Origin of the sequence: Pedobacter sp. BMA (assembly GCF_001027745.1) — a bacterium.
Lineage (GTDB): Bacteria > Bacteroidota > Bacteroidia > Sphingobacteriales > Sphingobacteriaceae > Pedobacter.
In genome coordinates this window covers 359,646-377,831 of record NZ_LECU01000003.1, presented here as the reverse complement: position 1 = coordinate 377,831, position 18,186 = coordinate 359,646, and the positions used below count along the sequence as shown (strand labels likewise).

At 40.1% G+C, this 18,186-nt stretch carries 14 protein-coding genes; all 14 read left to right on the top strand.

Annotation, left to right across the window (positions count from 1 at the left end; genetic code table 11):
- Window positions 1-76: 76 nt before the first annotated feature.
- The 14 genes from AB669_RS05965 to AB669_RS05900 all read left to right on the top strand — a co-directional run bounded on the left by AB669_RS05965 (window position 77) and on the right by AB669_RS05900 (window position 18,174).
- A complete protein-coding gene (locus tag AB669_RS05965; RefSeq protein WP_047798468.1) occupies window positions 77-1,150 on the top strand; it encodes a hypothetical protein in 1,074 nt (357 codons plus the stop codon).
- 164 nt (window positions 1,151-1,314) lie between these two features.
- Window positions 1,315-2,373: an endonuclease/exonuclease/phosphatase family protein gene (locus AB669_RS05960; protein ID WP_047798370.1), complete on the top strand. Its 1,059-nt coding sequence runs from the start codon at window positions 1,315-1,317 to the stop codon at window positions 2,371-2,373.
- A gap of 54 nt (window positions 2,374-2,427) precedes the next feature.
- Window positions 2,428-3,213 carry a hypothetical protein gene (locus tag AB669_RS05955; RefSeq protein ID WP_053058285.1) on the top strand — a complete coding sequence of 262 codons (786 nt, stop codon included), beginning with the start codon at window positions 2,428-2,430 and terminating at the stop codon, window positions 3,211-3,213.
- A gap of 101 nt (window positions 3,214-3,314) precedes the next feature.
- A complete protein-coding gene (locus AB669_RS05950) occupies window positions 3,315-3,812 on the top strand; it encodes a phosphoheptose isomerase (protein ID WP_047798369.1) in 498 nt (165 codons plus the stop codon).
- 158 nt (window positions 3,813-3,970) lie between these two features.
- Window positions 3,971-4,699: an acyl-CoA desaturase gene (locus tag AB669_RS05945; protein ID WP_047798368.1), complete on the top strand. Its 729-nt coding sequence runs from the start codon at window positions 3,971-3,973 to the stop codon at window positions 4,697-4,699.
- 178 nt (window positions 4,700-4,877) lie between these two features.
- Entirely contained in the window at window positions 4,878-5,207 is a 330-nt protein-coding gene (locus AB669_RS05940; RefSeq protein WP_047798367.1) for a DUF1475 family protein, read from the top strand.
- Between the two features lie 71 nt (window positions 5,208-5,278).
- On the top strand, window positions 5,279-6,082 hold the full coding sequence (locus AB669_RS05935; protein ID WP_047798366.1) for a DUF1295 domain-containing protein: 804 nt from the start codon (window positions 5,279-5,281) through the stop codon (window positions 6,080-6,082).
- A gap of 31 nt (window positions 6,083-6,113) precedes the next feature.
- A complete protein-coding gene (locus AB669_RS05930) occupies window positions 6,114-7,145 on the top strand; it encodes a cyclopropane-fatty-acyl-phospholipid synthase family protein (protein WP_047798365.1) in 1,032 nt (343 codons plus the stop codon).
- A gap of 41 nt (window positions 7,146-7,186) precedes the next feature.
- Window positions 7,187-8,431, top strand: coding sequence for an NAD(P)/FAD-dependent oxidoreductase (locus tag AB669_RS05925; RefSeq protein ID WP_047798364.1), 1,245 nt, complete (start codon window positions 7,187-7,189; stop codon window positions 8,429-8,431).
- 65 nt (window positions 8,432-8,496) lie between these two features.
- On the top strand, window positions 8,497-9,327 hold the full coding sequence (locus AB669_RS05920) for a DUF1365 domain-containing protein (RefSeq protein WP_082120601.1): 831 nt from the start codon (window positions 8,497-8,499) through the stop codon (window positions 9,325-9,327).
- Window positions 9,328-9,339: 12 nt separating this feature from the next.
- On the top strand, window positions 9,340-10,578 hold the full coding sequence (locus AB669_RS05915) for a cyclopropane-fatty-acyl-phospholipid synthase family protein (protein WP_047798363.1): 1,239 nt from the start codon (window positions 9,340-9,342) through the stop codon (window positions 10,576-10,578).
- Window positions 10,579-10,844: 266 nt separating this feature from the next.
- Complete coding sequence (locus tag AB669_RS05910) at window positions 10,845-13,295, top strand: TonB-dependent receptor domain-containing protein (RefSeq protein WP_047798362.1); 2,451 nt, start codon at window positions 10,845-10,847, stop codon at window positions 13,293-13,295.
- A 298-nt stretch (window positions 13,296-13,593) separates the two neighbouring features.
- Complete coding sequence (locus tag AB669_RS05905) at window positions 13,594-16,725, top strand: SusC/RagA family TonB-linked outer membrane protein (RefSeq protein WP_047798361.1); 3,132 nt, start codon at window positions 13,594-13,596, stop codon at window positions 16,723-16,725.
- A 12-nt stretch (window positions 16,726-16,737) separates the two neighbouring features.
- Window positions 16,738-18,174 (top strand): SusD/RagB family nutrient-binding outer membrane lipoprotein, encoded by a 1,437-nt coding sequence (locus AB669_RS05900; RefSeq protein WP_047798360.1) that lies wholly within the window; start codon window positions 16,738-16,740, stop codon window positions 18,172-18,174.
- Window positions 18,175-18,186 lie beyond the last annotated feature (12 nt).

The window sequence follows — 18,186 nt, the reverse complement described above, 5'->3', positions numbered from 1 at the left end:
GTTAATCAATACACCGACCAGTGATTTAATTATTTATATTCGTGTGGTGTTCAATCTTAAACCGGATCTTTCTAGTATGAAAAAGATATTTGCTTTACTTCTTTTTGCCTTGACGGTAGTAGAATTTTCATTTGCACAAAGTAGTAACACAGAAATGGATTATAAAGAGGTTTCAGGAAGATATGGAAGCAACGAGGGGATTTGCCTCTTCGATGACGGCGAATTTATGCTATACGGCTATGCAACTGCGGTGTTCGGTCATTATAGCTTTAACAAGAATGAGTTAAACTTTTATCCAGATAAACCTGAAGTATTCGAAATATATGCTACAGTAAACAAATCTATCGGCGACAGTACAAAAATAAACTTTGTTGGTTTCGACGGGCGTAGCCTAACTTTTATTCGCTTTGCGGAGGATGGCATTCATCAGGTGTTCAATGAGGATGCAAATTGTTTTGACGGGCCTTTCGTTTACCAGTTACCTCATCGAACTAAAACCGTAACGCTTTACGGGCAGGCAGGTAGGGACGTCGATAGTCAGAAGGTAGCTTACACCTATCAAAACCGTGGTGGATATAATGACTTCATCGTGGTATATAGTCCTCGTCAAAAAGAGAATGAAGATTTCAATGGGATCATTACAAAGGAAAATAACCTGGCAGTGATCAAATTATCTAATTATGGTGGAGGCACCGGATACTTCAAAAATAAGTCCGACGAGGATGAGCAGAAGCAATGGAAGGAAATTATGGAGATGAAGGAGCAGTATCATCAATCAAAAGTCGCTACGCAAAATGGTATATTAGCTAATAAGCACTATCAAACCTTTTTGCAAAATGATGGCGATTATCATTTTGATCAGGCCACCTATCTATACACCAGTAAAACCGCTGCAGAAAATGAAGCATACTTTTTAAGTAATCCTTTTAGTGATAACCGTTATTTACGTAAGTTCCAAAAACAAGTGCTCACCAAAACCGATGGCACCGTAGCGGCCAGTAATATTCTGCCAAAGCCTATTTTTTATACGGCGTGTGAAGATCCGGAAAAATCTTACCATTACGATGGGCTCCCTAAGCCAAAGGGAAACGAACGGGAGAAAATAATTCCTACAACTGCACCGCCACCCTTGCCAATTAAAAATAATTAGTACAGCAATGCATGCTTTGAAATAATGTTCCTTTCGGAAGCAAACATTTGATCTGGTTTGGTGTTCATTTCCCAACGACAATAAAAGTGCGGCCTGAAAGGCTGATATGATGATTGGTGGGTTAGTCGTATCCATCATTTTACAACCAAACATTTACTTATAATATGCTGCACGACGTTCTTTTTGGCCTCGGACTGTTTTTGATTCTGGCTACCCTGATTCCCTTTATCCGACATGATTTCTGGATATTCCGGGTTTTCGAATATCCGCGACTTCAGAAACTGGTTGTTAATCTATTGGTGTTAATCTGTTTTTGTTTTCTATATGCCGATGGTACTGTTTGGGATATCTCCATTCTTGCTGCATTGGCAGCCAACCTGATCTACCTCATTTACCTTATTCTTCCTTTTACAAAGTTGGGTCGAAAGCAGATTATTGGAATTAAAAATGCAGATCAGTCGCATCGCTTAAGGCTTTTTATCGCCAATGTGTTTCAGGATAACCGCAATGACGCGGCCTACCATAAACTGATCGAAGAATGCGATCCGGATGTCATCCTGATGGTGGAAACGAATGGCTGGTGGGCAAAGCAAATGGGTCCGCTATTGAATCGTTACCCTCATCATTTAAGTATGCCCCTGGAAAATACCTACGGGATGCTGTTGTATTCCCGACTTCATATTGTGGATGGATCAGTGACGTTTTTGGTAAAAGAAGACATTCCCTCGATTGAAGCCACGGTAATTCTTCCCTCTGGTCAGCCAGTTCAATTATTTTGCCTGCACCCGGAACCTCCCGTCCCGCAGGAGAATCCACGGTCGACTGAAAGAGACAAGGAAATACTCCTGGTGGGCACAAAAGCGAAAGAAATGAAAGGTCCGGTTGTGGTGATGGGCGACCTGAATGATGTGGCCTGGAGTTATACCACCGAATTATTTAGTAAAGTGAGTGGCTTACTCGATCCGCGCCGTGGGAGGGGCTTTTTCAATAGCTTCAATGCAAAATATTTTTTTCTGCGTTTTCCCCTCGACCATATTTTCTGCTCGCGGGATTTTGCACTTGGTGGCATTACACGACTAAGTAGTTGTGGTTCTGACCATTTCCCGATGTATGTAGAATTGCAATATAGCCCTGCCGCTATTGTTGTAAATGAAAAACCTGAAGCTGACACCGAGGATATGGCGCTGGCGCAGGAAAAAATTGAAAAAGAGGCGGACGATTAATTCCTCTTCCGAAGCGTTATTAATGTAATTTATAATTTTTACCTTGGCATTTCAATGGGAATATTTAATTTTTTAAAGAAAAAGGAAGAGGCAATCGCGCCTCAGGAAGGTGGCAAAGCAAGCCAGACAAAAGAACCCTATCTTGGAGATTTAAGCAAGACAGGTGTGCTATTTGAATTGACTCAGGTAGCGCCTGAACAACGGGATGCAGCTTGGGTAGATGCATTTTTAGGAAACATTGCGCAGGCCAGTTTTCGTTGTGGTGAGCCTCAGATCATCACCGGACCAGATGGCTTTCCCTATTTTCAGCTGTTTTTGCCCGAACCCAATAAAAGTTTTCAGTGTTATGTAATCGACCAGATGAAAGATGACTTTTTACTGGATGCCGGTTATGGTGTGGTGATTAACCCCTCTCCAACACATGCCGACTGGGTGCTTACCTATGGCGATATTTTGAATTACCATTTGAATAAGACCTTTTATACAGATACAGAAACTCCTTTTTCTAAAAAAGTAATGGATGAAACCATTGCTGAAAATGAGCAGATCATGATCGGGCAACCATCCGAAGCCATCCTGCCATTGCAAACCAGAAAAGTAATTAAAGAATTCCTGGAATTGAATGGGGTCAAGCAACCCAAGGTTCTATTAATGGTAAGAGAACAGGCAGGCGGGCAGGGTACTACCCAGGACATTGTTTTCAATATCACTCCCAAAGATTTTAGCGACGAGGAAACTTACAGAGGGGTAATGCAAACCATCGGCTGGTTTTTACCCAGACATTATTCTTTTGTAGGGATGAACGAGCAGGGCGTAGGGGAGGGTTTTATGGAGTTATAGGTTTCAATTCAGTTCAATAAAACCTCACTTATTCGTCCCGCTAAAAAATAAGCTGTCCGAAACTTCTTTTTTAATTTCAAAGCACTATTTTTACGGCAATTATGGAAAACGACAAAAGCGAAATATTCGATAACGTTGCACAACGTTTAAAGATTGAAGGTTTTAATGTAGTAAACCGCGATGAAACACGCCCATGGGGTGGTTTTTTTGTGATTGATGAAGCACAGGCTCAACAGTTTGCTGATACCTATTTTGACGGATTAGATGTAGAAAGCTTAAAAATTGGTGGTAAATTAAGTCCGAAAATTTTAATTGTAGCCCCAAACACACGCCTTTCATGGCAATATCACCACCGCAGAGCCGAAATCTGGCAAGTGGTAACAGGTACAGTTGGTATCAAAACCAGTGAAACTGACGAAGAAGGTGAAGTGAAAAAATACGCACCAAAAGACCAGATCAAATTGCAGCAAGGCGAACGCCACCGCCTCATTGGTTTAGATGACTGGGGCGTTGTGGCAGAGATCTGGCAACATACTGATGCTTCAAACCCATCAGATGAAAGCGATATCGTTCGCGTTCAGGACGATTTTGGCAGATAGTAAATATTCAATACCCAATAGAAAAAGGGCACGACTGGATGAACACTCGTGCCTTTTTCAAATAAAATACCTTACGCTTTATATGCATTATTTGACATAACTAACCAGTATAAAACTAAATGTCAATTAATTCCGTTTATTAAGGCATATACACATACATGATAATTCTTATTTTTTTTCTCTGCCATTGGTTTTCCTCTCTCTTTAGCCAAACCTTTTTTCTCCACCGTTATTCATCACACAAGATGTTTAAAATGGAACCTTTCTGGGAGCGGTTTTTCTATTTAATCCTTTTATTTTCTCAGGGCTCGTCATTTTTAAATCCAAGGGCTTATGCCATTCTGCACAGGATGCACCATGCCTACAGTGATACTGAAAAGGACCCGCATTCGCCTCACTTCTTTAAAGATGTTTTCGGGATGATGATTGCAACCAAAAACATGTACATGAATTACCTTCATTTCAAGATTGAACCGGAACCTGCTTTCAGAGGAAATTACCCGGAGTGGCCATTGGTTGACCGAATTGGCGATTCATGGTTATGGAGAATCGGTTGCGGTTTATTTTACATCGGTTTTTACATCATGTTTGCCGATCACTGGTGGATGTATATCCTATTGCCGATCCATTTTCTGATGGGACCACTACACGGTGCAATTGTGAACTGGTGTGGCCACAAATACGGTTACTCTAATCATGATAATGAAGATCATAGTAAAAACTCATTACCGTGGGATTTTTTGCTGATGGGTGAATTGTTTCAGAATAATCACCACAAGAAACCTAACAGCCCTAATTTTGCAACCAAATGGTGGGAATTTGATCCAACCTATCCGGTAATGAAAGTATTGCACTGGATGAGGATTATCAAGATCCGTAAGGTTTAGTATCGAGTAGTAAGTATCAGGTAGACGCTCTTAAGTAACGAGCTAGTTCATCACCCATCACATCATCATAAAGCAAAGCCCGTTATTTTTAACGGGCTTTGCTGTTAGGTTCTGATTTCATTTTATAAACATCCTGTTGACGATTGTTGTCGTATATTGATGAAAATATACAAGCACAATGATTAATTTTTTCAAAATCCTTTTTGCTGCACTGTTGGTATTCATGTGCTATAAAGTGATCTCTACTTCCTTAGAAAGCAACCTGTTTGAACAATGGGATTTTCTGGGTAGTATCCCCTGGATGCAAGCCACATTATGGGATTTCTATGCTAACATCCTGATTATTACTTTATGGATGTTTTATAAAGAAAAAAGTATTATTCTTAAAATCTCTATTACAATTTTGTTCGTATGTTTAGGTAGTATAGCCACTCTGGCCTATGTTTTAGTTCATTTATTTAAATTAAAACCGGGCGAGGGTATTAAAGAATTACTGATTAAGAGATAGGATTTACCTGTAGCGTCGAGTAGAAAATTCTGTTTTACGCGTATCCCTAAGTCCCAAACCCAAAACTTACGATGGATTATCAACATCTGCTTTTTATTGCCCTCATCTCATTAGTTGCATGCTGCGCCATTATGGCTTTGGTTTGGCTCTGGGCGAAAAAAATTAAAAATGCCGGTGTTGTTGATGTGTTCTGGGCATTGAATTTTCCTGTAATCACGATCATTACCTTCTTTCTTTCCGAGGGGTTTTTAACCAGAAATATTTTAATCTGCACTGTCTTTTTACTGGCTGAGTTAAGGCTGGGTATTCATTTATGGCAGCGGGTAATCGGGCACCTGGATGAGGAGGAAGGCCGGTACCAGCAGCTTCGCAGCGAATGGGGTGAGCAGGCTGACCGGAATTTTTTTATATTTTTCCAGTTTCAGGCTATTTCAAATGTTTTGCTCGCCATTCCGTTTTTCATCATCACCGCAAATACCGATACTGAGATTTCTCTTTTCGAATATGTTGGATTAGGCATCTGGTTAATTGCATTTATTGGTGAGCTGATTGCAGACCGGCAACTTGCTGCGTTTAAAAAAGACCCGAAAAATAAAGGGAAAGTTTGCGATACAGGGCTATGGTATTACAGCCGTCATCCCAACTATTTCTTTGAATGGTTAACCTGGATGGCTTATTTTATCTTTGCGCTGGCTTCCCCATGGGGAATACTGGCCATTATCAGTCCGGCTATAATTTTATATCTGTTAACCAAAGTAACCGGCGTACCCAACAATGAAGAACAAAATCTTCGGAGCAAACCGGAAGCCTACAAAAAATATCAACAAACAACGAGCGCCTTTTTCCCATGGTTCAAGAGCGCACAAAAGCCTTAAGCCCTTTAATTTTTAAACTTTCTACCTTAAAATGTGGTACGATAAACTTTTAGAAAACGACAAACTTCCTGATACTGCATTGCGTTTGGGAATCAGAAAACTTTGCAAGCAACGTTTAGACGATGAAACGCTTGGTGATGAAGAATTGCAGCAGGAAAAATTCATGGATCTGGTTGCCGAACTCAAGCAATCGCCAATTGCAGTGAATACAGCAGAGGCCAACGAGCAGCACTATGAACTTCCAACTGAATTTTTTCAATACTGCCTGGGCAAAAACTTAAAATATAGTAGCGGCTACTGGAAACCCGGTGTTAAGGATATCGACACTTCGGAAGATGATATGCTTGCCCTGACCTGCAAAAGAGCGGAATTGCAAAATGGCCAGAATGTGCTGGAACTGGGTTGTGGCTGGGGTTCGCTCTCGCTGTACATGGCGGCTAAATTTCCGGAGAGTACTTTCACCGTTGTTTCGAACTCGGCTACACAAAAAATCTTTATTGATGATACGGCCAGACAACGTGGGATACAAAATCTGACGGTGCTGACTGCAGATATGAATACCTTCAATATTGCAGATTCTTTCGACCGGATTGTTTCCGTTGAAATGTTTGAGCACATGCGCAACTACAAATTTTTGCTGAACAAAGTTGCAGGATTTTTAAAACCAGAGGGTAAATTGTTCGTTCATATTTTTACCCACAAAACCCTGGCATATAAATTCGAGGTAATTGATGAAACCGACTGGATGAGCAAGTACTTTTTTACCGGGGGAATTATGCCTTCGAATCACTTGTTTTTCTATTTTAACGACGATTTAAAAATCGATCAGCACTGGGTGGTAAACGGAACCAACTACGGCAAAACTTCTGAAGCCTGGCTGAGTAATATGGATAGGCATAAGAAAGAAATTATGCCAATCCTGGAAAACACTTATGGCCAGGATCAGGCGGTAAAATGGTGGGTTTACTGGCGTTTGTTTTATATGTCGTGCGCGGAATTGTTTAATTACAATAAAGGAAACGAATGGATGGTTTGTCACTATTTATTCCAAAAGGTTAAATAATATTAAACAATCTACGCTTTCAAACATCCATTTTACATTACATGAATACACTTGCCATTATTGGCTCAGGGATAGCTGGTATGGGCTGTGCCCATAAGCTGCAGCATAAATACAACATCACCATTTTTGAACAGGCTGATTACATTGGCGGGCATACCAACACCATTACGCTGGAAGAAGACGGAAAGCCCATTTATCTGGACACTGGCTTTATGGTTTTCAATTACCAGACTTATCCGAATTTGACGGAAATGTTTGCTGAAATAGATGCGCCGGTTATTAAAACAGATATGTCGTTCAGCGTTCAGTTTTTACCAAAGCATCTGGAGTATAGCGGGTCCAGTTTAAACCATCTGTTCGCCCAGCGTAAAAATCTCTTCAACATTTCTTATTTAAAGATGTTGATGCAAATTAACCGTTTCAATAAACAGAGCATCGAAATTCTCGACAAACCGGAATTTCAGGATTACTCCATAGGCAGGTTTTTTAAAGAGTTTGGATATAGTGATGATATGCTCTGGCAATATCTCATTCCAATGAGTGCTGCGGTTTGGAGTGCACCTATGGAACAGATTCTGGATTTCCCGGCTGTTACTTTAATCAGGTTTTTTAAAAACCATGGATTTTTGGGCTTAGATACCCAGCACCAATGGTACACGCTTCAAAATGGAAGTCAGGCCTACCGCGAAAAATTGATTGCCCCTTTTCGAGACCGGATCAAAATCAACAATAAAGTGATTGCTGTTCGGCGACTTGAAAACGGAAAGGTGGAAGTCGAAAATTCAAAAGGCGAGAAATTTGAATTTGACAAGGTGATTATGGCCAGCCATGCAGATGAAACGTTTGAAATGGTTAAAGATAAAACACCTCTGGAAACCCAACTCCTTTCGAAATTTAAATATCAGCTGAATAAAGCCGTAGTACATACCGATGAAGCCCAGATGCCTAAAGCGAGACTGGCCTGGAGTAGCTGGAATTATCGCGTGGAAAAGCAAAACGGTAAATTGCTGCCAAGTACAATATACTGGATGAATAGCTTACAAGGTGTATCTGAAAAGACAAATTACTTTGTTTCGATTAATCCGACAGCCACGTTAAATCCTGACAAGATCGTTAAAGAAATTGATTACCATCATCCTTTATTTGATGTCCCGGCAATGCAGGCGCAGGAACAGCTTCATCAACTAAATGAAACAGGGCCAGTATATTATTGCGGAAGTTATTTTAAGTATGGTTTTCATGAGGATGCTTACAAAAGTGCCGTTGATCTGTGTAAAAATTTATAGCAGAATGTCGTTCACGCCTGTTCCCGCTTTATAACTGAACGAATATTTTTTGTAACTTGTTAATCATGTCCGTTAGAGATACCACCTTACCCTTTAGGTCTTCCATATATACCGCCAAAGTGATGCATCACCGGCTTGCACCAAAAAAGCATTCGTTTTGGTACAGCGTATACATGTTTTATATTGACCTGGATGAAATTGATGTGCTGGCAAAAAAGCTGAGGTGGTTTAGCAGAAATAAATTTAACTTGTTTTCTTTCAGGGATGCCGAGCACCTGCAATTACCAAGAGAAAATCCGGATCCGGCTAAGAACGTTAGGGGCCATCTTGAAGATTATCTGGAGCAAAATGGGGTGAATGGAAGAAATTTGAAAATCAGGTTGCTGACTAATCTGAACGTGTTAGGTTACAACTTCAATCCTGTGTCGTTCTACTTTTGTTTTGATGAAAATGAACATCCGGTTTGCTGTGTGGCAGAAATCAGCAATACTTACCATGAAATGAAGCTTTTTTTCTTTGGGAAAGAAGAATTAAACGGAAATACATTTAAAAAAATTACCACAAAATATTTTTACGTTTCACCATTTATCGATCATGATGATTCATTCGATTTCAATCTGACGGTACCCGATGCCAGGCTTGAAATTAAAATAGACGACATTGACAAACAGGGTAACCGTTTTTTTATCAGTACATTAAATGGAGATAAAAAAACATTATCAAATGCCAGCATGATCAGATATTTTCTGTCGATTCCTTTAATTCCTTTACAGATAATGGGCATGATTCACTGGCAGGCATTTAAATTGTGGATTAAAAAAATACCCTTTCATCCTAAAGCTGAAAACCCTGAGCTGCAACGTAACGTATATAAACCATATAAACCCAAACCATAATAGATTAATTTTATGAATACGCTTGTCGCTACCAAAACATCAAAAGGTTTTTTTGAAAAAGTGGTACTGAGTGCCCTGGCCAAAATGACTTTAGGGAAACTGGAATTAGCATTGCCAAACGGCGAAGTGATAACCTTTGGAAATGGCGAGGGTAAAATTTCAGCTGACATCCAGGTTAATCATCCTGATTTTTTTAAGTCCATTGCACTGTATGGAGACATTGGTTTTGGCGAAGGCTACACATCTGGTTTGTGGGATACCTCGAATATTACCCAGGTAATTAACTGGGTGCTTTTGAATGTGGAAAATGCGCCGTCGGTAACAGGAAGCAAGGTAAAATCGATTGCACTTAACTTGTTTAAGTTTGTAAATAAACTTACACACGTTAGAAGGGCCAATACACTGGCTGGTTCTCAAAAAAATATCTCGGAACATTACGATCTTAATAACGATTTTTTTGCTACGTTTTTGGATAAAACAATGACTTATTCCAGCGGTTATTTTTTAGATGAGCATACCAGTCTGGAAGATTCACAATATGCTAAATATGACCGGTTAGCCAAACAGCTAAAAGTAAAAGCAACAGATCATGTACTGGAAATTGGCAGTGGCTGGGGTGGTAATGCAATTTTCCTTGCGAAGAACTACGGATGTAGGGTTACCTCTGTTACCATTTCCAGAGAACAGCAGAAACTTGCCGTAGAAAGAGTGCGTGAGGCGGGGCTGGAAGATCGTGTTTCGATCATCATTCAGGATTATCGTAAGATTGAAGGGACTTTTGATAAAATTGTTTCCATTGAAATGCTGGAAGCCGTAGGGCATCAGTATCTGGAGACTTATTTTGAGAAATGTCAGTCGCTACTTAAAAAAGACGGGATCTTTGCTTTTCAGGTAATAACCTCACCAGATTGCCGGTACGAGCAGTTGCGGGATGGGGTAGATTGGATTCAAAAGCATATTTTTCCAGGCTCATTACTGCCTTCTGTGGCCGCAATCAACAAGGCTATTAATAACACAGGCGATTTAACTTTGGTCGATTTGAAAGATATGGGCTTAGATTACGCTAAAACCTTGCATCTGTGGTACGTTGCCTTCAATAAACAACTCGATAAAGTGAAGGCTTTAGGTTTCGATGAAACCTTTATCCGGAAGTGGAATTATTACCTAAATTACTGTGAGGCGGCTTTCGCCATGCGGAATATCAATGTAATGCAACTGGTTTACACCAGACCTAATAATACCGAACGGTAATTGGAGATATGTTACATGAGATTCGGGAGGTGAGATTTGAAAGGTGAAATTGGAAATATGGAATGGATAATAAGCACATTGCTTGTTATCCATTTTTTTTAGGCCCTGATCTGCACCTCGGCATACATTTTCGATCTTCCGCTCGTTTTACCGAAAAAAGTCGCACTTTTGCCGATCAAATTAACTGACTCGCGTGAAAAGTATTCTACACTGTTGTAACAAATTGCAATTTGCGCAGACTAATAACTATAGACTAACAAATTAGCATGAAACGAATTCTACTTTTAACTTTTATTCTTGGTATTTTCTTTAAAGCACAGGCACAGTTTGGCGGTGGCTTTGGCGGCGCACAAAAATCCACAGTTGCCGGAAGGATTTCTGCCGTAATTTTAGACTCTGCTACCAAGCAACCAATAGATTATGCTACAATATCTCTGCTTAGGGTAAAGGATAATAAATCCATGAACGGCGGTGTAACTGATCCAAAAGGGAAAATAACTTTGCAGAACGTTACTCCCGATACCTATAAATTGATGATTGGATTTATGGGCTATAAAACTAAAACTGTTCAGGTGGTTACAACACCATCTAAACCCGATCAGAATTTAGGAACGGTATATATCTCATCAAATGAAAACTCATTGGCCGATGTTCAGGTTCAGGGTACAAAAGCCGTAATCGAAAACAAGATTGATAGAATGGTTTACAATGCTGAAGCAGACGGAACAAATGCCGGTGGTGATGCCACTGATGTGATGCGTAAGGTTCCGATGTTATCTGTTGATGTGGATGGAAACGTTCAGTTAAGGGGCGGAGCAGTTCGCGTATTGATTAATGGTAAACCATCAGGAACCATGGCCAGCAGTGTAGCTGATGCTTTGAAAATGATTCCTGCAGAACAAATTAAAAGTGTAGAGGTGATTACCAGCCCATCTGCCAAATATGATGCTGAGGGTTCAGGAGGTATCATCAACATCATCACTAAAAAATCGAATGCCCAGGGGGTGAGTGGAACCGTAAATGTTTCGGCAGGAACGCGCCAGAATAACGGTGCTTTTAATCTGACCGCTAAAACGGGACGTTTGAGTGTAAATACGAGCTTAGGAACCAATTTGGCCTATGCACAAGATTCAAGGGTTTTATTTGAAAACAATACCAGGATAGACTCACTAACAAAAACCAGCATCAATTCGATTCGTCAGGATGGCGTTTCCAGGTGGAGCCGTAATGGTTATAACGGAAGTTTTGGAGCCGATTACGATTTCAATGCTTATAACAATCTAAGTTCTACAGTTAAGTATAATAACTTCTCGAACGGAGGGCCTGGTAAAGCTGATTACATTTTAAATGGTGTACCATTGAAAAATATCAGTAATATGGATATGGGATTTAACAACCTGGACTGGAATGTGGATTATAAACACACCTCGAAAAAAGAGGGTGAAGAATTTACCATCTCCGGTCAGCTATCTTCAGGACGGAATACAACCGACTTTGAAAATGAAATTGTTGGAAGTACCTTCCCTGCAGTAAATAACAGCAATACAGGTAAAAATAAAGAATATACTGCGCAAACGGATTATACTTACCCATTCAGTAAAACCACAATTTTGGAGGTTGGTGCTAAAGGGATTTTCAGAAATATAAACAGTGAATTCTCTAATAATGCTGCTCAGGACTTTGAATACAACCAGAATGTTGCATCTGCCTATGGCGTAATTAGTTTTAAATTAAGCAAAAAACTGAATTTCAAAGGTGGTTTGAGATCAGAATATACCACCATTGATTTCAATACTGAAAAACAAGGTATCCAGAAGAATGATTACTTTAACCTGTTTCCAAGCGCCATTATCTCTCAAACACTGAAAGGCAATGCAACTTTAAAGTTAAGCTATAACCGCAGGGTACAAAGGCCAACTCTAGCCTATTTAAATCCATTTCGTAATGAGAGTGATCAGTTTAATGTTAGGCAGGGAGAACCAGGCTTGAGTCCGGAATTGAGTGATAATTTTGAATTGGGATATTCTACTTTTATTAAGGGATCAGTTATTAACGCATCCGTATTTTACCGTCGCACAGGTGGGGTTATAGAAAGTTCCATTACGCCTTTAAGAGAAAACGGTGTGGATAAAACATTGTCTACCTACCTCAATGTTGGTACAGCGCAAACTTACGGTGCAAATGTCTTTGCATCTTACAATCCAAAACCAAAATGGACATTAATGACCAATCTGGGTGTTAATACTTATGAGGTAAGCAATGAACAAACAGGTTTAAGCACAGGAACATTTTTAAACTATAACATCTTCGGCCGGTCTGCTTATGGTTTCGGTAAAGGGTATAATTTTGAATTATTTGGTGTAGTTAACTCTCCAAGAAGAACCTATCAGGGTAAAACTGATGCCATGGTGTTTTATGGCGCATCATTCAAGAAGGATATCCTGAATAAAAAGGGATCAATTGGTATTAATACCCTGAACCCTTTCACCCGTGATTTGCACATCAAAACGGTAAATAATTCTGTTACCACAGTCGGTAATAAAGTAACCACCCTTTATCAGAGTACAAATGTTTACTACCCGCTTCGTTCATTTGGCGTAAACTTTAGTTACTCATTTGGTAAGTTGAAATTTACGGAAAAGAAAAAGATTAAAAACGACGATATTAAACAAGACCAGCAACAAGGTGGTGGAATGGGCGGTGGATTACAACAGTAAAACCCAAATATAATATATAAATACTAAAGCTTCTGGTGAAAACTGGGAGCTTTTTTTATGTATGCTCAATGCTTCTTGTTGAATTCATAGTATTTCATTTTTGAATTAGCTTTATTTCTTAGAGTCATCCGCGTTTAGGTGTTTTAATACCTCAATTCCAGCAAAAAGCTGCTTTCTATCTGAATCTACGTAAAAATTTTATCTCATTGGACATGTTGTCACCTCCAAAGGATAGTGTTTTGCTTATAAAAAGCATATATTGCATATAACTAATACACTAACCTAAACAAATAGAGATATGAAAAAAATCTTTACATTGCTCTCTTTTCTGTGTCTTTTACTATCCGGCCTATCCTCCACCGCTCAGGTGAAAATGATTTCCGGAAGAATTACAGCTTCAGACGATGGAGGGGCATTACCCGGAGTGAGTATCAAAGTTAAGGGTTCCGGTACAGGGACATCGACAGATGCAAATGGCAAATTTACGATTCAGGTGCCTGGCACTAGCGCCATAATTGTGATTAGTTTGATTGGCTACAAGACTCAGGAAATTACAGTTGGCGATAGAGCAGAGATCAATAGTAATTTAGCTCCTGATGCACAGCAATTACAGGAGGTAACGATCTCTACTGCATTGGGGATTACCAGACAGGCTAAATCTCTAGGATATTCCGCCCAAACGGTTAGGTCTGAGGACTTGAACTTCAACCATCAACCAAATCTTATAAATGCATTGCAGGGAAAGGTAGCCGGCGCAACCATCTCCAGTACTGGTGGTGGCCCGGGTCAGGGCGCCAGTATCAGAGTAAGGGGCGTAAATTCAATAGATCCGAATATCTCGGGAGATCCGCTCTATGTAATTGATGGTGTACAGATTGATAATTCCACCTCTACCGTTGGAGCTAATCCAGGAGGTACAGCTTATGGCGCGCGAGGGGTGACCAACCGTGCTTCAGATATTAATCCTGAAGATATTGAGACCATTAATATACTCAAGGGTGGTGCTGCAACTGCATTATATGGATTAAGGGGAGCAAATGGTGTTGTAGTCATAACAACAAAAAGGGGGAAGCAAAATGGTTTACAGATTGATTTGAATAGCAGTTATGGCTTTGATCAGGTTCTGATTAGTCCAAAGGTGCAAAAAGAGTACACTCAAGGTGTTTTGGGTGATTACACTAATCCACCTACGGGGATTGGACCTGCATGGGGTCCAACCATAGCAGAAGCAAAACTGAAAGATCCAACACATCCTGATGAACTTTTTGATAACTATGAACAAGCATTCGGAACAGGCCAGCAAGTGAAAAATTCAGTCTCAGTAGCCGGAGGTAGTGAGGTTATCAGATTTTTCTCCTCTGTTTCTCAATTGTATCAAAAAGGAATGATGCCGAACACAGATAACAAAAACCTGTCTGCAAGATTGAATACAGACCTTAAGATCAGCCCCAAGTTAAAAGCGTCTGTCAATATGAACTTTACAAATTCAGGAGGCTACACGTACAGTGCAGACCGGTTTGGCGAAAGTCTGGCTTACTGGTCGCCGAGGTATGATGTTGCCGATTACGAAAATGCAGACGGATCACAAAAATACATTGGTACAAACAATCCCATTTGGGGAACGGCTAACAATAAACTGAAGGGCGACGTGAATAGGTTTATAGCCGGCGCAAGTTTGAGTTATGATCCAACAAAGTGGTTAAATTTTTCTTATCGTTTTGGAGTGGACACTTATAACGATAATCGTGTCCGTACTGCTAGAGGTCCAATGTACACAGGTGAGGCAATGTATGATAACGATCAGGGATATTACGGTGAATATAATACCAAGTTCAGGACAATCAACAGTACTTTCGTTGCAACCTTCAACACAAAACTCACTGATGATATTACAGGAACTTTAAGATTAGGGCAGGAACTTTATGACCGAAAAATAAAAGACATTGGAACGCTTGGAAGTATTTTAGGTATTTACAATTTCTTTAATCTTGCGAATGCAGGGGTGCTTACACCTAGTCAGTCTATCAGACAAAAGCGATTAGTGGGTTACTTCGGGGAAGCGACTTTCGACTACAAAAATTTTGTGTTTTTGACTGTAACAGGTAGAAATGATATTACATCAACGCTGCCCAAGGAAAGCAGATCTTTCTTCTACCCTTCAGCAAGTTTAAGTTACGTGTTTTCTGATCAGTTCAAACTTCCTGCTGTAATTAGCCAGGCCAAGTTAAGGCTGTCGTATGCCAGAATCGGAAAAGATGCATCAGAATATGCTACTTTCACGGGCTACACACCTTATAATTCATTACCTACCGGAACAGGTGGCTTAACTATAGCTCCGAACTTAGGAAATACTGATTTGCGTCCTGAATTTACAAATACTTATGAAGCAGGTTTAGAGATGTCATTTCTAAAGAATCGTCTGGGTTTTGACTTTACTTATTATTACTCATTAAGCAAGGATCAGATTGTTCAAACGCAAATTTCATCGGCTGTCGGATATGTTACAAAATCAATTAACGCCGGTGATATTAGAAATCGTGGTGTTGAGCTTGTCATTAATGGTAAGCCAATCGTAAGCAAAGACTTTAACTGGAATGTGAACCTGAACCTTTCAGCAAACAGGAATAAGGTTCTTTCTATGCCAAATGGTATTAGCGAAATTGTGTATGGCGCCGCCAGAGGATATGGTAATGCAGGTGTAACGATGAAACTGATTAAGGGACAACCTTATGGTAACATTTATGGAAGTTATTTTCAGAGGTATTCGCCAACTGCTCAGGATCCAAATGTATTAGATAAAGACCTTCCTCTGCTTATCGGAGCCAACGGTTTTCCAATCATTTCAGGTGGAACACAAAGGTTATTAGGAAATTCACAGCCAAATTATATCGTCGGTTTAGGTAACACATTTAATTACAAAAATTTTAGTTTAAACGTGTTGTTTGATGCCCGGCTTGGTTTTGAAAAATATAATTGGTTAGAAGATTTTTACTCTGCATTCGGTTTGCCTGATTACACCACCGATAGGAGAAGTTTTAAAGTCTTTGAAGGCAATCTGGCTAATGGAACCCCAAATACCAAGCAAGTTTGGCTTGGGCAAAGGATAGCACCTGATGGAGTTGATTATGGCGATGGCTATTACCGTATTTACTATAGAAATGTTTCAGAACCATTTGTAACTGATGCGTCCTGGGTACGTTTGCGTTCAGCTAGCCTATCTTATAAATTTCCGGAGAGGTGGTTGCCAAGTAAAACCATCAAAAATGCCTCATTATCTGTTACAGGTAATAATCTTTGGCTATGGACTAAATACTATGGTGTCGATCCGGAATCGAGTTCGTACGATTCGGGAAGCAATAATGATGGTTCAGCAGGATTTACCTATCCTTCTGCCCGCACAATTATGTTTACACTTAATGTTGGATTTTAAAAAGGAATAAAGATGCAAAAGATTATAAAAAACACTTTGTTTTCAGCTTTAATTACCGCCCTTGGATTCCAGAGCTGTAAAGATAGTTACTTCGATAAGGTAGCTGATAATCCAAACCAGGTAACCGCTCCAACCCTAAATGCGTTGCTGGCTACGTCAACCTATAAGGCAGGATTTAACAATTACAATGTCGCTAGTATCATTTTACCTTATGTTCAATACACGGCTAATCCTGCTGCCAGTGGAGCAGGAGACACCTACCAGTCGATTGATTTCAGTACCACCTGGGACGCGCTGTATTTTGCAATGGCTGACGCGAACGAAATGAAAAAGCTCGCTGTCGCACAGAATTCAAGTGAATATAAGGGGGTAGCAGATTTGCTTATTGCATATAATTTGATCATGGTAAACGATTTGTGGGGTGATGCACCATTTTCGGAGGCCTTTAACATTAATAACCTTGTTCCAAAGTATGACAGGCAACAGGATGTATATGCATCATCTATGGCACTGGTAGATGAAGCCATTGTAGAGTTAGCGAAAACCTCCTCTACGGTGAAACTTGCAGCCGCCAGTGATTTGATTTATGGAACCAACACCTCGACAGAAAGAGCCAACTGGCTAAAAATGGCCTACGCATTAAAAGCACGTTTATTAAACAAAGTAAGTAAAACGAGCACCTACAATCCAGTGGCTGTATTGGATGCCGTAAGTAAGTCTTTTGCCTCTAACGATGAAGATGCGAGGATGCAAACTTTCAGGGAACGGAACTTTTGGGCAACTGTTGCACTCAATAATGCCAATCAATCATTAGGGGGGTGGTTGTCTGAACAATTAATAGATGCTTTAAACGGTAAAACATATCCCGGTATCGAAGATCCTCGTCTGCCAAAAATTACTGATAAAACGGTTGACGGTATTTATATTGGTACGGTAAACGGGGCAGGCAATAGATTACCCGGTGCTAATACCAGAAAAGATGAATGCTATATTTCCCAAAACTCACCATGGAGCGGGAACACTTCACCAATTTTTCTGGTAACCTATGCAGAACTAAAGTTTATAGAAGCTGAAGCTGCTTTTGATACAGACAGGACGAGATCCTACAATGCTTATTTAACCGCTATACGAGCTAATATGGATAAATTTCAGGTGCCAACTGCAGATAAGGAGATTTACCTGGCGCAACCTACTGTCGCCGTTGGCGCTGCATCGCTTACCAGAGATTTAATTTTTAAAGAAAAATATATCGCCACATATTTAAATCCTGAAGCCTGGAATGATGCCCGCCGCTTCGATTACAAATATAAAGACTTTGGTATGCCGGCCAATGCAGCGTTGCCAACCTTTATCAGACGGTTAGATTATCCCCAGGGAGAAAAAAGCAAGAATAGCTCAAACGTTCCTGTTGAAGTTCCGCGAACAACCAAACTTTGGTGGGATCAGTAACAATTTTATTAA

What these genes read in the sequence shown, in the direction of transcription:
- AB669_RS05965 (WP_047798468.1), top strand. Translation starts at nt 77, where the DNA reads ATGAAAAAGATATTTGCTTTACTTCTTTTTGCCTTGACGGTAGTAGAA.
- AB669_RS05960 (WP_047798370.1), top strand. Translation starts at nt 1,315, where the DNA reads ATGCTGCACGACGTTCTTTTTGGCCTCGGACTGTTTTTGATTCTGGCT.
- AB669_RS05955 (WP_053058285.1), top strand. Translation starts at nt 2,428, where the DNA reads ATGGGAATATTTAATTTTTTAAAGAAAAAGGAAGAGGCAATCGCGCCT.
- AB669_RS05950 (WP_047798369.1), top strand. Translation starts at nt 3,315, where the DNA reads ATGGAAAACGACAAAAGCGAAATATTCGATAACGTTGCACAACGTTTA.
- AB669_RS05945 (WP_047798368.1), top strand. Translation starts at nt 3,971, where the DNA reads ATGATAATTCTTATTTTTTTTCTCTGCCATTGGTTTTCCTCTCTCTTT.
- AB669_RS05940 (WP_047798367.1), top strand. Translation starts at nt 4,878, where the DNA reads ATGATTAATTTTTTCAAAATCCTTTTTGCTGCACTGTTGGTATTCATG.
- AB669_RS05935 (WP_047798366.1), top strand. Translation starts at nt 5,279, where the DNA reads ATGGATTATCAACATCTGCTTTTTATTGCCCTCATCTCATTAGTTGCA.
- AB669_RS05930 (WP_047798365.1), top strand. Translation starts at nt 6,114, where the DNA reads ATGTGGTACGATAAACTTTTAGAAAACGACAAACTTCCTGATACTGCA.
- AB669_RS05925 (WP_047798364.1), top strand. Translation starts at nt 7,187, where the DNA reads ATGAATACACTTGCCATTATTGGCTCAGGGATAGCTGGTATGGGCTGT.
- AB669_RS05920 (WP_082120601.1), top strand. Translation starts at nt 8,497, where the DNA reads ATGTCCGTTAGAGATACCACCTTACCCTTTAGGTCTTCCATATATACC.
- AB669_RS05915 (WP_047798363.1), top strand. Translation starts at nt 9,340, where the DNA reads ATGAATACGCTTGTCGCTACCAAAACATCAAAAGGTTTTTTTGAAAAA.
- AB669_RS05910 (WP_047798362.1), top strand. Translation starts at nt 10,845, where the DNA reads ATGAAACGAATTCTACTTTTAACTTTTATTCTTGGTATTTTCTTTAAA.
- AB669_RS05905 (WP_047798361.1), top strand. Translation starts at nt 13,594, where the DNA reads ATGAAAAAAATCTTTACATTGCTCTCTTTTCTGTGTCTTTTACTATCC.
- AB669_RS05900 (WP_047798360.1), top strand. Translation starts at nt 16,738, where the DNA reads ATGCAAAAGATTATAAAAAACACTTTGTTTTCAGCTTTAATTACCGCC.